The organism is Halanaerobium sp. ST460_2HS_T2 (genome assembly GCF_003337665.1).
In the GTDB taxonomy this organism is placed as follows: domain Bacteria; phylum Bacillota; class Halanaerobiia; order Halanaerobiales; family Halanaerobiaceae; genus Halanaerobium; species Halanaerobium kushneri.
Genome location: NZ_QPJF01000019.1, coordinates 42561 through 56894 on the forward strand (window position 1 = coordinate 42561; position 14334 = coordinate 56894).

Below are 14334 nucleotides of genomic sequence, written 5' to 3' on the forward strand. Positions count from 1 at the left end.
TGAAATTTGGAAATTTTAAATTTGCTGTCTAAAAGTCTTTAAAAAGAAGATAAAACAGGGAGGCTATTTAAATGAAAATAGGAATAATTGGGCTGGGAGATATTGCTCAAAAAGCATATTTACCTTTAATTACGCAAATGGAAGCTGTAGATCCTTATTTCTGTACTCGTAACAAAACTACTCTAAAGCAGCTGGGGAAAAAATATCGAGTTGATAACTTATATAGCTCAGTTGATGAGCTGCTAAAAGAAGATTTAGACGCTGCTTTTATTCATGCAGCTACAGAAGCACATTATTCTTTAGCCAAAAAACTTTTAAAAAATAATATTCCCACTTTTGTTGATAAACCACTTACCTATCATTTAGAACAGACTGAAGAGCTGATTAAACTGGCTAGAAACAATAATGTGATTTTGATGACCGGATTTAATCGTCGTTATGTTCCAACTTATAGGCCTTTATTGGCAATTGAGAATCCTAAAACAATAATTATGGAGAAAAATCGAAGAGAACTTCCCGGGGATCCCCGCAGTTTTATAATGGATGATTTTATTCATGTAATTGATATGATTTCGTATTTAATGGGCGAAGTTGATTTGAATCAAGTTGATGTCAATAAAATTAAAAGAAATAATAAATTAGTTCAGGTTATCTTAAAGCTCAGTCAGGGAGAAAACACTGCAATTGGAATTATGAATCGAGATAATGCAATTACTGAAGAAACTCTTGAACTAATGAGCTTTAAACAGAAAAAGAAGATAAAAAACATAACTCAAATTGTTAATTATAATGATGGTAAAGAAATTATTTCTCAGACAGCTGGCTGGAATAAGATGGGATATGATCGGGGTTTTGTAGATATGATCAGTGAATTTTTAGAAAGGGTAAGAAAAGGAGAGAATAATAAAAAGGAACTGGCAGCAGATTTATTAACTCATCGTCTGGCTGAAAAAGTTATTGAAGCTTAAAAATAAATTGTCAGCTTAAGTTAAAAGATTGCTTGATTATCAGAACTTCCAACTTTGCCTGAACTGAGTGAATATGATAAAATTATAACAAATAATTTAATAAGGATGATTTAAAATTAATATGAAAAATAAGATTGCAACACCTTCAGCAACAAAAAAGATTTTGCGTGAGCACAACTTAAATTTAAAAAAGAGTCTCGGTCAGAACTTTCTAATTGACTCTAATATTATTGATATTATTACAGCAGCAGCAGAGATAAAAGGTGATGAATTTATAATTGAAATTGGTCCTGGGATTGGCTCACTAACTCAGGCAGTACTAGAAAAGCTAAAGAGTGGTAATATGCTGGCTGTAGAAAAAGATGCAGCAATGGTTGAAGTTCTAGAAGATATTTTTGCAGATCAGGAAAAACTAGCTTTGCTTAATCAGGATGCGCTGAAAATCAAATGGGAAGAAACAGCAGCTAAATATAATCCTGAAAATCGGAAGATGAAGCTGATTGCAAATCTTCCCTATTATGTAACTACTCCAATAATTATGGGGGTTTTAGAGAGTGAGCTGGAGCTTGAACAGATGGTATTTATGGTGCAGAAAGAGGTTGGAGAAAGAATTTGTGCCGGACCAGAAACCAAAAAATTTGGTTCCTTAAGTGTTGCAGTTCAGTATCACATGCAGCCAGAAATCGTACATCAGGTCCCTGCATCTGTATTTATACCTCAGCCGGATGTTGATTCGGTTATTGTCAGTTTAACTCCCTATGAGAAAAATATTTATCAGGAAGAGGTAATTAACAGAAAATTCTTCTTTCAGGTTGTAAAATCAATATTTCAGCAGCGGCGTAAAACCCTGCGTAATAGTTTGAGTAAATCAGCTGTAATCAATCTTGACCGTGATCTTGTAACTCAAGCTTTAGAAGATGAAGGTATTGGTCTTAAAAAACGTGGTGAAAAACTTTCTATTTCGGAAATGATTTCAATAAGTAATAGAATTTATGAAATGAAAGAAAATAAATGATTTAGGTTAAATAATTAAATTTTTAGCTGGAATTTTGGAAGGAGGCAGAAAAATGGTTAAAGTAGAAATCTGTGTGGGCAGCCACTGTTCACTTGTAGGAGCATTAAATATTTTAGATACTTTAGAAGAATTACAGGAGGAGTATCCAGAACAAATTGAGATAAATAGAGTTGAATGTTTGGATATGTGCGGAGATATCAAAAATGCTCCTGTAGTTAAAGTTGATGATGATCTTATTACCTCAGCTCAAACTCAGATGGTAATCAGTAAAGTAATGGAGAGGATAAAATGAGCAAATTAAAAGGAATTTATACTGATATAGTTAAAATTCGACGGATGGTCTTTGCTGAGCTGGCAAGGCTGGCTCTCAAAGATGCTGAGTGTGAAGAATTTGATAAAATACCTTATCGAATCATTGATACTGAAGAAGCTACATATAGATCAAGTATTTTTAAAGAAAGAGCAATAGTTGCTGCCCGGGTTCGGATGGGACTGGGAATGGACTATGAAACAAACCAGGAACATAAACTGCTTTCAGAGGGAATCAGAGATTTTCTTAAAAACGATAATCAGCTCAAGGAACCTCTGGTCAATGTAATTCGTTTTGCTTGTGAGAAATGTCCGACAAATGCTCATTTTGTAACTAATAACTGTCGTAAATGCCTTGCTCATCCCTGCAGTATTGTCTGTCCTGTTGATGCAATTACTATTGAAGAGCACGCTGCAGTTATTGATCAGGAAAAATGTATCAACTGTGGGAAGTGTAAGGAAGCCTGTCCTTATGAGGCAATTGTAAACTACGAGCGCCCCTGTGCAGCTGCCTGTGGTGTTGATGCCATAGAAAGTGATGATTATAATCGAGCTCAAATAAATCAGGATAAATGTGTAAGCTGTGGTCAGTGTATTATAGCCTGCCCATTTGGAGCTATTGCAGATAAATCTATGATTTATCAGCTTTTAAAATCAATTAAAAAAGGGGAAGATGTCCGGGCAATTATTGCACCTTCCTTTGTCGGTCAGTTTGGTCCTTTAGTTTCTGCAGAAAAAATTGTAACTGCTTTAAAAGAGCTGGGTATGAAAGAAGTGCGCGAGGTTAGCCTGGGAGCTGATTTTGCTTCTCTGCATGAAGCTGAATTATTTGCAGAAGATATTCCAGAAAAGCAGCCCTATCTTGGCACTTCCTGCTGTCCATCCTGGACTTATGTGGCAGATAAACATGTGCCTGAAGTTAAGGATAATATATCTGAATCTAGCTCACCAATGATTTTTGCAGCTAAATCAGTTAAAGAAGATAATCAGAACAGTAAAGTTGTATTTATTGGCCCCTGTGTTTCTAAAAAACTGGAGGCCTTAAGTGATAAAGTAAAAGATGAGGTGGATTTTGTAATTACCTTTGAAGAGCTAGCAGCGATTTTTGTAGCGGCAGATATTGAGCTGACCAAAGTTGATGCAGAAGAGGAAATTAGAGATGCATCATATTATGGTCGCGCTTATGCTAATGCAGGTGGAGTTGCTGAAGCAATCAGGCAGAATTTGAAAGTAAAATATGAAATAGATCCGCCAATTACTAAAGCAGATGGACTGGCAGATTGTAGAAAGACCTTAATGAAAGCAAAGGCTGGAGTTCTTGCTGGACATTTGATTGAAGGAATGGCCTGTGAGGGCGGCTGTGTTGGTGGTCCTGGAACTTTGCTGGCTACCAAACGGGGAGCAAAATATGTTGATAAATTTGCAGATGAGTCACCTTACAAATTTGCCTTTGAAAATGAAAACTTGAATAAGAATGAGCCAAAAGAATAAAAATTCCATTATCATCATCTCTTATCACTACTACTTATAAGGGCATAAGTTTTGCTTAAATGGGCAACTTATGATATAATTATTTTTGAATTGTTTTCAAAATGAGGTGAATCTGAATGGAAGAAAATGTTCTTGATAAAATAAAAGAGGAAGTAAAATCATTTGTCGGTCATCGAGTAAGTGTTAAAGCCAATCGAGGCAGACGAAAAGCGGTAGAAAAAGAAGGGGTTTTGGAAAAAACTCATGAAAATGTTTTTGTAGTTAGAATTAAAGATCACAATCAAATTAGGCGACTTTCTTATACTTACTCAGATCTTTTAACAGATGATGTAGTAGTCATGTCTAAAGATGATGAAGTAAAGATAGGTGTTTAATTTAAGATAGAGGATATAAATTTAATAGAGCAGCCGTAGCTGGCTGCTTTTTTTCCTGTTATTTTTTAAATAAAATTTTACAAAAAAAGAATATATTTCTAAGAAGATAATCTGTATTATCTAAGTATTATTCATAAACGGGTAATTTAATAACGGGATAAACTCAAAAAAACGAAAGGGGAGATAGGTTTGGGAATTGATATGGCTATAGGATTACTCGGTGGTCTGGGCCTCTTTATCTATGGGATGAAGCAGATGAGTGAGGGGTTACAAAAAACTGCCGGGAAAAGACTGCGTCATTTTTTGGCTGCCATGACTTCAAAACCAATTATGGGAGTTGGAGTTGGAACAATTGTTACCGCCATAATTCAAAGTAGTAGTGCAACTACAGTTATGGTTGTAGGTTTTGTCAATGCTGGTTTAATGACTTTATTCCAGTCAATTGGAGTAATTATGGGTGCCAATATAGGTACTACAGTAACTGCTCAGTTAATTGCTTTTAAATTAGGTGATTATGCTTTTCATGCAATAGCAATTGGTGCTTTTACATATTTATTTTCTAAAAGCAAAAAATTTCAGTATATTGGACAGATTTTATTAGGTTTTGGTTTATTATTTTTAGGTTTAGAAACTATGGGGGATACCATGGAACCCCTAAAGGATTCAGTTGTTTTCGTCAACTGGATGGAAAGTTTTGCTCAGTATCCAATTTTGGGTATTTTAACAGGTATTTTTGTTACAGTAGCTATTCAGAGTAGTTCAGCTTCATTTGGTATTCTCTTAGGACTGGTGACTGCAGGAGCTATTCATTACGAAGCTGCAATTCCAATTCTTTTAGGTAGTAACATTGGTACAACTGTTACTGCTATTTTATCCGCGATAGGTGCTAATTTAACAGCTAAAAGAGCTGCAGCTGCCCATTTTTTATTTAATGTTCTGGGAGCTGGAATAATGATTGCATTTCTTTATATAGTGCCAGATTTTGGTTCTTTACTTGAAAATTTAATTTTAAATATCAGTGGAATTTTTGGCCAGATAAATCCTTCTGAGGAAAGGCTTCTGGCGAATACGCATACATTCTTTAATGTTGTGAATACACTTGTCTGGTTACCATTTACAGGTTTTATGGTTTATTTAGTTAAAAAAATGCTTCCAGGTGAAGACTTAACTCTAAAAAGAGGAACTACTTTTATAGATGATAGAATGTTAAGTACCCCCTATGTTGCAATTGATCAGGTTAAAAAAGAAATTGCGGCAATGGGTAAAATTTCTCGAGATATGGTCTGCGAATCTGTAGACGGATTTTTGAGTAAAGATGGTGAAGTAATCAGAAAGATTAGACATCATGAGGATATAGTAAATGAAATGGAGGAAGAACTTTTACATTTTATTCAGAAAATACCTCAGGCGCAATTAAATGATGTTGATATCCGAACTTTAGATAAATATTTTGCTGTGGTTGATGATATTGAAAGTATTGCTGATGATGCTGATGATATTGCAGAGTTAATCGAAAATAGATTAGAAAATAAACTCAAGTTTTCCTCTGATGCTCAGGCAACAATTCAGGAAGTATATTCAATTATCTGTGATGTACTGGATAAGACTTTGGAATTGATTGAAACTGATGACCTTGAAATCGCTGCTGAAATTTTGGAAGCAGAAGAAAGATTAGATCAAATGCAAATTCAATTTCGACAGGAAAGTATTAGTAGAATCAAAGGTTCCGATAAAGGAAGCTGTGATCCTAATTCCGGTATTATTCTTTTAGAATTACTTGATGATCTTGAGCATATCAGTGATCAAATGGCTGATATTGCTTACAGCATAATTGAAATTTATGAAGATGAAAGCACAGGTAAAGATGTTCAGGAAGTAGATGTGGTTTAAATTTACAAAGATTTAACATTGATATAGATTTATTTGCTTGGGGCCTCCTTTTTATAGGAGGCTCTTTTTGCTATAATGGAGAAAAGAGCTATTTTTAATTGTCCATAGTCTTCACAACGGTTTTCGTTGATAGCTAATTATTAGTTTTTTCTAACTCACTTCGTTCAGACAGGGAAAAAACTTTTCATAATTAGCTATACTCAAACCTGTTTCGACTAAAGGGCCAATTAAAAAAACTCTTTTCTCTGGGGATGCTTGAAGTTTGGATTGTTATCCTAATTTAAAGAATTGTTCTAATGATAATTTAATAAATTATAATCAAAGCTATTTTGTCTGAAGTACAAAATCAGATAAAGATTTAAGGAGGTTTCTATGACTAAATCATTTTCTGAAATGTCGCTGGAAGAATTATGGCAGCTGTTTCCCATAATCTTAAAAAAACATAATTCGGAATATAAAGAGTGGTACCGGGAAGAAAAGAAGAATTTACTAGCTGCTCTGCCGAAAAAATATATTGAACGGATTAATCACATTGGTAGTACTGCAGTTCCTGGGCTGCTGGCCAAGCCAACTGTTGATATTTTGCTGGAAATAAGCAGAGAAGCTGGGATCGCAAAGATTGAAGCAGAGCTAAAAAATGCCGGCTGGACTTTGATGCATAGAAATGAGGATTCTCAAGAACTTAATCTAGTTTTTAATAAAGGCTATACTCCACACGGCTTTGCAGACAAAGTGTTTCACTTACATCTACGCTATCTTGATGACTGGGATGAATTATATTTTAGAGATTATTTGATTGCTCATCCAAAAATAGCAGAAAATTATGGAGCTTTAAAAAAGAATTTAGAAGCAGAGTATAAAAATAATCGTGATGGTTATACGGAAGCAAAAACAAATTTTATTACAAAGTGGACTGCTGAAGCCAGAAAAGATTTTAAGAATAAATATAAAATAAATAAAAAAGATTAATTTGCTCAAAAATCAGAAATCCAGGAGGATTTATAATGGAAAAGATTCTTGTTGTTGAGGATGAAAAAAATATTAGAGAATTAATCAAATTTAATTTAAAAAACGCGGGCTATACAGTTGAGACTGCTGCAGATGGTAAACTAGCATTAGAAAAACTTTCTGAAGAAATTGATCTGATAGTTTTAGATTTAATGTTACCCGAAATTGATGGTATGGAAGTCTGTCGCCGGGTAAGAGCTAATAAACAACTGCGGCAGATCCCGATAATCATGCTAACTGCTAAAGGGGAAGAAGTTGAAAGAATTCTTGGCCTGGAGATGGGTGCAGACGATTATATGACAAAACCATTTAGCCCCAGAGAATTAGTTGCCAGAATTAAGGCAATCTTTAGAAGGGTTAAAGAGTTTAGAGAAGATAGTGAAAAAATAAAAGATGAGATAATTGAAGCCGGAAAATTAAAACTGGATATTTCTCGTCATGAAGTAATTTATGCAGAAGAGCAGATTGTTTTAACTCCCAAAGAATTTGAACTTCTCCGCTATCTGCTTATCAATCAGGGAAGAGTTTTAAGTCGAGATTTACTTTTAGAAAAAATATGGGGCTATGAATATGCTGGAGATACAAGAACAGTTGATGTTCATATTAGGCGACTGCGCAAAAAAATTGAAGCTGATTATATAGCCACAGTTAGAGGGGTGGGATATAAATTTGTTAAAATGGAATAATTTAGGTATCAAGAATCGTTTGATTATAATTTTCGTTGTAATGCAGCTTTTTATCATTGCATTAAGTTTTTACTACTTTAGTACAAATCATCGAGAATTTTATTTAGAACAGGAGAGAATTAGTCTGGATCATTATTCTCAATTGATGCTTAATAATATTAAAGCAGAAGAAATCTATAATTTAAGCCCAAGTCTGGAAAAAAAAGCTGCCAACTGGTCCCGAGATTCGGAAACCAGAATTACAATTATTGCAGCTGATGGGAATGTACTGGCTGATTCTCATTATGAGATCAGTGAGATGGATAATCATCGAAATCGGCCGGAAGTGGCTGAGGCTTTTCGCAATCAGAATTCAGGCAGTGAAATTCGTTATAGTGAAACAATTGGAGAAGAAATGCTGTATTATGCTGTTCCAATTAAAGATCAGGATAGAATAATTGGAATTTTAAGGACGGCGCGTCCGCTTCAATTTATTAGAAGTGTTTTAGTAGAAGATATAAAAAGTTATCTTTTTTTCTTTCTCATTCTGGCAGTAATTACAATTCTTTTAGCTTGGCGGCTTACCTTCAGTATTGTTAAACCGCTGGAAACCGTTACTGAAACAGCAGAAAAAATATCTGAGGGTGATTTAAGCCAGAGAATTCCTGTAAGAAAATATAATAGTGAAATTGAAAAACTGGCTCGAATGTTCAATTTTATGGCAGCAGAACTGGAAGAAAAAATTACAGAGATTTCACAGGAAAAAAATAGGATTGAAGCAATTTTAGAAAGTATGGTTGATGGTGTAATTGCTGTTAATGAAGAAGGAAAAGTGGCCTTAATTAATCCTGCTGCACGTAGAATATTCAATATTGAGGCAGAGAGGGTTAAGGGAAAAGAACTGATTAGCACTCTTTTTAGTCACAGAATTGATATGTACCTGCAGCGTGCTTTTGATAAAAAAGAAAGTATAAGCAGGGAGATTAAGTATAAAAATCCTGAGCCAAAAATTATTCATGCAACATTTATCCCCCTACTGGATGAGCAGAAAAATGTTACTGGTGGGGTAATTGTATTAACTGATATTACTGAATTAAGAAAATTAGAAACAGTTAGGAATGATTTTGTGGCCAATGTCTCACACGAATTAAGAACTCCGCTTACATCGATGGTTGGTTATTTAGATACACTTTTAGAAAGTAATATTGAAGACCCGGCGACACGAGACAAATTCTTAAAAATAATTAAAGAGGAAACTGATCGCTTATCAGTTTTAATTAAAGATCTACTTAACTTATCAAAGATTGAGTCTCAGTCTTTTGATCTTAAAGCAGATAATTTAGGGGAAGTATTAACTAAAGTAGTTAATTTATTAGAAAAAAAAGCAGAAGATAAAAATATTGATCTAAAAATTGAGATAGCAGCCAATCTGCCGCTTGTTTATATGGTTCGGGAGCAGATAAAGCAGGTAATGATTAATTTGATTGATAATGCAATTAAATATACTCCTGCAGGTGGAAAAGTCAGCATTAATGTAGAAGCTGAAGCTGATAAAGTTTATATTTCTGTGAAAGATAATGGAATTGGAATACCATTATCTGATCAGGAAAGGATTTTTGAAAGATTTTATAGAGTCGATAAAGCTCGGAGTAGAGCTCTTGGTGGCACCGGGATTGGTCTTTCAATTGTCCGTAATATTATAAAACAACATGGAAGTGATATTCAGGTCAAAAGTCGTGAAGGTGCTGGAAGTGAATTTTCTTTTTATTTAAAAGCAGCTGAATAAGTCTTAACTTTAATACCTGCTCTGACTAATATGAGCAGGTATTTTCTTTGCTTAATTTTGTAGTTGATAAACTATAAAATTAAAATATAATTTTGCTATGACAAGCTTTAACAACTAAAAAAGTAGAAATTAGTATAAAAAATATTGACTTAACTAATATTTAATGTTATTATCATATTAGTATTTATTAATATTAAAAGCCAAAAGGAGAATTTTGATGGATAAGTTACTTAATTTTTTAAAGTGTATAGCTGATGAAAATCGAATAAAAATACTTAAACTTTTATTGGATAGTCAGTACTGTGTGTGTCAGCTTCAACAGCTGCTGGGAAAATCTCAATCAAGTGTTTCTCAACACCTTAGTTATTTTAAAGAGCTGGATCTTTTAATAGAAGAAAAAAGTGGTAAGTGGATTTATTATTCAATCGATAGAGGGGTCTATGACAGTTATTTAGCCAGTCTGATTTCTTTAAGTTCAAATTCGCTAACTGAATTAAATTTGCCAGAACTTCAATCTAAGATAGATAATTTAGATACAGCAGCTGAGATTAAATCAGCTTCTAAAGGAGGCTGTTGTTAATGTTTTTATTATTTGAAAAATTGGCAGATTTGATAACTTATAATTTCTTTGGCCTGGACTCAGCAGGTAGATTGGGAGACTCTGTTCATTTCTTTATCTATGATACAACTAAGATAATTTTTTTGCTCTCTATAATGATCTTTTTTATTTCAATTATTAGGAGTTATTTCCCCCCAGAAAAAACAAAAAAACTTTTAAGTAGTTATAGAAAAATTACAGGACATGTTATGGCTTCATTACTTGGAGTTGTGACACCATTTTGTTCCTGTTCATCTGTTCCAATATTTATTGGTTTTGTAGAGTCTGGAATTCCACTTGGAATTACCTTTTCTTTTTTAATTACTTCACCAATAGTTAATGAGGTAGCTCTGGTTATGCTCTATACAATTTTTGGTTGGAAAATCGGGACTATCTATTTGATCAGTGGTATTGTTGTCGGAATTGTTGGTGGAATTGTGATTGAGATTTTAGGAATGGAAAAACAGGTAGAAGAATATGTTTACCAGATCAGCGCAGAGGAAAGTGAGATTGAAAAGCTAAACTGGAGTGATAGAATTGATTTCGCTCGGGCCGAAGTTAAAGAGATTGTGAGTAGAGTCTGGAAGTATGTAATAATTGGCATTGGATTGGGTGCTGTAATACACGGATATGCACCGGCCAAATTACTGGCTGAATATGCAGGAGTAAATAATCCTTTATCAGTTATTGCTGCTGTTATTGTTGGGATACCTCTTTACTCTAATGCAGTTGGTACCATACCAATTGTGGAGGCTTTAATGAGTAAAGGTGTTGCTCTGGGAACAGCTTTAAGTTTTATGATGGCAACTACTGCTTTATCTTTGCCAGCAATGATTATTCTGCGTAGAGTAATTAAACCTAAATTGATTGCCGTTTTTGTAACTGTTGTTGGAGTTTCAATTATTGGGGTAGGATATATGTTTAATTTAATTATCTAATTTTTAATTAAATAACCTGTATAGAAATTTGATTATTATAAATTGATTTAAGAAATTAAATTACAAATCAAATCTGAGGAGTGTTAAAGATGAAAATTACTATTTATGGACCAGGATGCAAAAATTGTGTCAATCTTGCTGACAATGCCAGGAAAGCTGTAGCAGAAGCAGGTATTGAGGCAGAGATAATTAAAGTTGAGGATATGAAAGAAATTGCAATGGCTGGAATTATGAGTACTCCTGCAATTGGTATTAATGGAAAGGTTAAGATAAAAGGGAGGGTTGCATCAGTAGAAGAAATTAAAGAGTTAATTGCTTAAATGTATTTATAAGCTGATAAATTATTTTAAGCACTCAATTATGCTAAGATAAAATTAAGCTTCTTTTACTTTTAAAAAATTAAATAAGTTTTTAATTAGACCGCCTACATTGGAAGTATTATATCAATGAGGGCGGTTTTTTTGTTTACATTATTTTAACATTAGTGACATACTGTTGTAACATTAGGCTGTTATCATTTAATCAGAGTCAAGTTAATAAAGAAAATAAAAATTCCTTAAGGGGGAAAAAATTAATGAGTAAAATTAATTCTTTTGTTGTTGTGCTGGCACTCTTACTGGTAGCTGTTATGCCCTTTAGTGTAATGGCTCAGGAAGAACTTACAATTCAGGGTTCTTCGACAGTTCTGCCGATTGCTCAAAAAGCGGCTGAGGTTTATATGGAGCAAAATTCTGATGTAAATATTTCTGTTCGTGGTGGTGGATCAGGTAACGGTATTGCTGCTTTGATTGATGGTGCTGTTGATATTGCAGATGCCTCTAGATTTGTTAAGCAAGCAGAGGTTCAAGCTGCAGTAGAAAATGGAATTTATCCTGTGCCTCACAGAGTAGCAATGGATGGAATTGCTGTTGTAGTTAATCCAGCCAATTCGGTTGAAGAATTAAGCCTGGAAGATATTAAATCAATTTATACTGGTGAAGCTACTAACTGGTCAGAATTTGGAGGACCAGATATGGAAATAGTAGTTGTCTCTAGAGATTCAAGTTCTGGTACTTTTGAAGTGTTTAATGAGATTACACTTGGTAAAGAAAGATTGACTAAAGCAGCTTTATTACAGGCTTCTAATGGTGCAGTTGCCGGAGTTGTTTCTGATACTGAAGGTGCTATCGGTTATGTGGGACTTGGTTATTTATCTGATTCACTTAAAGCTGTTAAAGTTAATGGGGTTCTACCTTCTAATGCAACAGTAGCCAGTGGAGAATTTCCAATTGCTCGTCCGCTATTCATGTTTACTGATGGCTGGCCAGAGGGTTTAACAGCCAGATTTATCAACTTTATCTTAAGTGCTGAAGGCCAGGCTCTAGTAAAAGAGCAGGGATTTGTACCTCTTCACTAAAAGATAAATTATAAAGTTTTATAAAGTTAATAGATAAACATCAAATATACTAGTATCAACCTGGAAAAGGGAGAGGCCTCTCCCTTTTTCAATGTTTATTTATAAAATTTTTTCTATACTTGAGAGGTGAAATTTATGTTAAATTGGAAGACTAAAGAAAAAATAATTAAAAATATACTTTTATTTTTTGCTTTTTCATCAATACTTTTCTTAACAGGGATTATTATTGTTTTGTTTAAAGAGGGAGCTCCAATTTTTTCTAAAGTAGGAATTTTGGAATTTCTTTTCACCAGTGACTGGTATCCAACTTATGATCCGCCAGGTTATGGTATTTTTAATCTTTTGTCAGGCTCAATAGTGGTAACAATTGGAGCAATGGTTATTGCAGTTCCTTTTGGAGTTGCATCTGCAATTCATATTGCTTATATTTTGCCCAAAAAATTTAAGAATATTGTTAAGCCAACAATAGAAATGCTGGCTGGAGTGCCTTCTGTTATCTATGGACTATTTGGAATGAAGATTTTAGGTCCATTTTTAAGAGAAGTTTTTGGCCTGCCTACCGGATTAACTGCTTTAAATGCAATGATAATGCTGGGAATTATGGCTTTGCCGACAATTGTTAGTCTGGCAGAAGATGCAATTACAGCAGTTCCTCAAAATTTCAGAGATGCCTCCCTGGCTTTAGGGGCTAATAGATTAGAAACCATGTTCAGAGTTATACTTCCCACAGCTTCTTCTGGTATTGTGACAGCTGTAATTTTAGGAATGGGAAGAGCCATTGGAGAAACAATGACAGTTTTAATGGTTGCTGGGGGTGCTTCGCTGTTTCCAAGTAATATTTTAAAACCTGTTAGGCCAATGACTGCAACAATTGCTGCCGAAATGGGAGAAGCTCCGGTTGGAAGTGAGCATTATCAGGCATTATTTGGAATAGCAATAATTTTATTTTTAATAACTCTTATTTTTAATATCTTTGCAGATTTTGCTCAGCAGAGATTTAAGAAAAAGGTGAGTGGAGAATAATGGAAAATAAATTAACTAAAAGAAAAGCAGTAGAAAAAATAGTATTTAGTATTTTGGGATTATTAATGCTGTCTTCAATAGCTGTCCTGGGCGTAATTATATTTTTTATCTTTAAAAGAGGTCTGGGGGTAATTAGTTGGGAATTCTTAACCTCTATGCCTAAGAACGGAATGACAGAGGGTGGAATTTTACCGGCAATTGTTGGTTCTTTTTATCTGGTTAGTGGAGCAATTTTAGTTGCTACCCCGCTTGGAGTCTTTGCAGCAATATATATGACTGAATATGCCAAAAAAGGAAAATTAATTAGAATAATTAGAATAGGTGTTAATAATTTAGCAGGTGTACCCTCAGTTGTATTTGGGCTTTTTGGTCTATCTATCTTTGTAAAATATCTTAATTTTGGAGTTTCCATTTTATCAGGAGCTCTTACGCTGGCTATTGTTATTTTGCCAACTATAATTCGAGCTTCAGAAGAAGCATTAATGTCAGTTCCCGATGAATACAGAAGTTCTTCTCTGGCACTGGGGGCAACTAAATGGCAGACGATAAAAAATGTAGTTTTACCAGCTGCATTGCCCGGAATTTTAACTGGGTGTATACTGGGAGTAGGACGTGTAGCTGGGGAGACGGCACCTATAATTTTTACGGCAGCTACTTTCTTTTCAATGCGTCTTCCCAACTCAGTATTTTCAGAAGTAATGGCCTTACCATATAATATTTATGCACTGGTTGCTACCGGTACTTTTCCCCAAAAGCAGATTCCAATTGCTTATGGTACAGCTGTAGTATTACTGGTATTAGTTTTATTGATTAATTTAGTTGCTATTTTTATGAGAATTAAATTTAGCAAAAAGAATACAAATTAAGCTGGAA

General features: G+C 34.2%; 15 protein-coding genes. All 15 read left to right on the top strand.

The window, feature by feature from the left end; genetic code table 11:
- Window positions 1-71 precede the first annotated feature (71 nt).
- Entirely contained in the window at window positions 72-968 is an 897-nt protein-coding gene (locus tag DFR80_RS10120; RefSeq protein ID WP_114489910.1) for a Gfo/Idh/MocA family protein, read from the top strand.
- Window positions 969-1089: 121 nt separating this feature from the next.
- Window positions 1090-1983, top strand: a complete 894-nt coding sequence (gene rsmA, locus DFR80_RS10125; RefSeq protein WP_076545767.1) for a 16S rRNA (adenine(1518)-N(6)/adenine(1519)-N(6))-dimethyltransferase RsmA — start codon at window positions 1090-1092, stop codon at window positions 1981-1983.
- Window positions 1984-2035: 52 nt separating this feature from the next.
- Window positions 2036-2275, top strand: a complete 240-nt coding sequence (locus tag DFR80_RS10130) for a (2Fe-2S) ferredoxin domain-containing protein (RefSeq protein WP_076545839.1) — start codon at window positions 2036-2038, stop codon at window positions 2273-2275.
- The gene (locus tag DFR80_RS10135) at window positions 2272-3783 is read left to right on the top strand and encodes a 4Fe-4S dicluster domain-containing protein (RefSeq protein ID WP_076545840.1); all 1512 of its coding nucleotides are present in this window, start codon (window positions 2272-2274) and stop codon (window positions 3781-3783) included. The genes DFR80_RS10130 and DFR80_RS10135 overlap by 4 nt, the downstream gene beginning before the upstream one ends.
- 116 nt (window positions 3784-3899) lie before the next feature.
- Window positions 3900-4157: a Veg family protein gene (locus DFR80_RS10140; protein WP_076545841.1), complete on the top strand. Its 258-nt coding sequence runs from the start codon at window positions 3900-3902 to the stop codon at window positions 4155-4157.
- Between the two features lie 189 nt (window positions 4158-4346).
- A complete protein-coding gene (locus DFR80_RS10145) occupies window positions 4347-6047 on the top strand; it encodes a Na/Pi cotransporter family protein (RefSeq protein ID WP_114489911.1) in 1701 nt (566 codons plus the stop codon).
- 372 nt (window positions 6048-6419) lie between these two features.
- Window positions 6420-7016, top strand: coding sequence for a GrpB family protein (locus tag DFR80_RS10150; RefSeq protein WP_114489912.1), 597 nt, complete (start codon window positions 6420-6422; stop codon window positions 7014-7016).
- A gap of 35 nt (window positions 7017-7051) precedes the next feature.
- Window positions 7052-7741, top strand: a complete 690-nt coding sequence (locus tag DFR80_RS10155) for a response regulator transcription factor (RefSeq protein ID WP_076545843.1) — start codon at window positions 7052-7054, stop codon at window positions 7739-7741.
- A complete protein-coding gene (gene pnpS, locus DFR80_RS10160) occupies window positions 7725-9506 on the top strand; it encodes a two-component system histidine kinase PnpS (protein WP_076545844.1) in 1782 nt (593 codons plus the stop codon). Before DFR80_RS10155 ends, pnpS begins: the two co-directional genes overlap by 17 nt.
- A 217-nt stretch (window positions 9507-9723) precedes the next feature.
- Window positions 9724-10086: a helix-turn-helix transcriptional regulator gene (locus DFR80_RS10165; protein ID WP_076545845.1), complete on the top strand. Its 363-nt coding sequence runs from the start codon at window positions 9724-9726 to the stop codon at window positions 10084-10086.
- Complete coding sequence (locus DFR80_RS10170) at window positions 10086-11042, top strand: permease (protein ID WP_076545846.1); 957 nt, start codon at window positions 10086-10088, stop codon at window positions 11040-11042. Before DFR80_RS10165 ends, DFR80_RS10170 begins: the two co-directional genes overlap by 1 nt.
- Before the next feature lie 89 nt (window positions 11043-11131).
- On the top strand, window positions 11132-11362 hold the full coding sequence (locus DFR80_RS10175) for a thioredoxin family protein (protein WP_076545847.1): 231 nt from the start codon (window positions 11132-11134) through the stop codon (window positions 11360-11362).
- A gap of 254 nt (window positions 11363-11616) precedes the next feature.
- Window positions 11617-12438, top strand: coding sequence for a phosphate ABC transporter substrate-binding protein (locus tag DFR80_RS10180; protein WP_076545848.1), 822 nt, complete (start codon window positions 11617-11619; stop codon window positions 12436-12438).
- Window positions 12439-12573: 135 nt separating this feature from the next.
- A complete protein-coding gene (pstC, locus tag DFR80_RS10185) occupies window positions 12574-13461 on the top strand; it encodes a phosphate ABC transporter permease subunit PstC (RefSeq protein WP_076545849.1) in 888 nt (295 codons plus the stop codon).
- Window positions 13461-14327: a phosphate ABC transporter permease PstA gene (gene pstA / locus DFR80_RS10190; protein WP_076545850.1), complete on the top strand. Its 867-nt coding sequence runs from the start codon at window positions 13461-13463 to the stop codon at window positions 14325-14327. Before pstC ends, pstA begins: the two co-directional genes overlap by 1 nt.
- Window positions 14328-14334 lie beyond the last annotated feature (7 nt).

Excerpts from the sequence above, each read along its gene's own strand:
- DFR80_RS10120 (WP_114489910.1), top strand. The coding sequence starts at position 72 with ATGAAAATAGGAATAATTGGGCTGGGAGATATTGCTCAAAAAGCATAT.
- rsmA (WP_076545767.1), top strand. The coding sequence starts at position 1,090 with ATGAAAAATAAGATTGCAACACCTTCAGCAACAAAAAAGATTTTGCGT.
- DFR80_RS10130 (WP_076545839.1), top strand. The coding sequence starts at position 2,036 with ATGGTTAAAGTAGAAATCTGTGTGGGCAGCCACTGTTCACTTGTAGGA.
- DFR80_RS10135 (WP_076545840.1), top strand. The coding sequence starts at position 2,272 with ATGAGCAAATTAAAAGGAATTTATACTGATATAGTTAAAATTCGACGG.
- DFR80_RS10140 (WP_076545841.1), top strand. The coding sequence starts at position 3,900 with ATGGAAGAAAATGTTCTTGATAAAATAAAAGAGGAAGTAAAATCATTT.
- DFR80_RS10150 (WP_114489912.1), top strand. The coding sequence starts at position 6,420 with ATGACTAAATCATTTTCTGAAATGTCGCTGGAAGAATTATGGCAGCTG.
- DFR80_RS10155 (WP_076545843.1), top strand. The coding sequence starts at position 7,052 with ATGGAAAAGATTCTTGTTGTTGAGGATGAAAAAAATATTAGAGAATTA.
- DFR80_RS10165 (WP_076545845.1), top strand. The coding sequence starts at position 9,724 with ATGGATAAGTTACTTAATTTTTTAAAGTGTATAGCTGATGAAAATCGA.
- DFR80_RS10170 (WP_076545846.1), top strand. The coding sequence starts at position 10,086 with ATGTTTTTATTATTTGAAAAATTGGCAGATTTGATAACTTATAATTTC.
- DFR80_RS10175 (WP_076545847.1), top strand. The coding sequence starts at position 11,132 with ATGAAAATTACTATTTATGGACCAGGATGCAAAAATTGTGTCAATCTT.
- DFR80_RS10180 (WP_076545848.1), top strand. The coding sequence starts at position 11,617 with ATGAGTAAAATTAATTCTTTTGTTGTTGTGCTGGCACTCTTACTGGTA.
- pstC (WP_076545849.1), top strand. The coding sequence starts at position 12,574 with ATGTTAAATTGGAAGACTAAAGAAAAAATAATTAAAAATATACTTTTA.
- pstA (WP_076545850.1), top strand. The coding sequence starts at position 13,461 with ATGGAAAATAAATTAACTAAAAGAAAAGCAGTAGAAAAAATAGTATTT.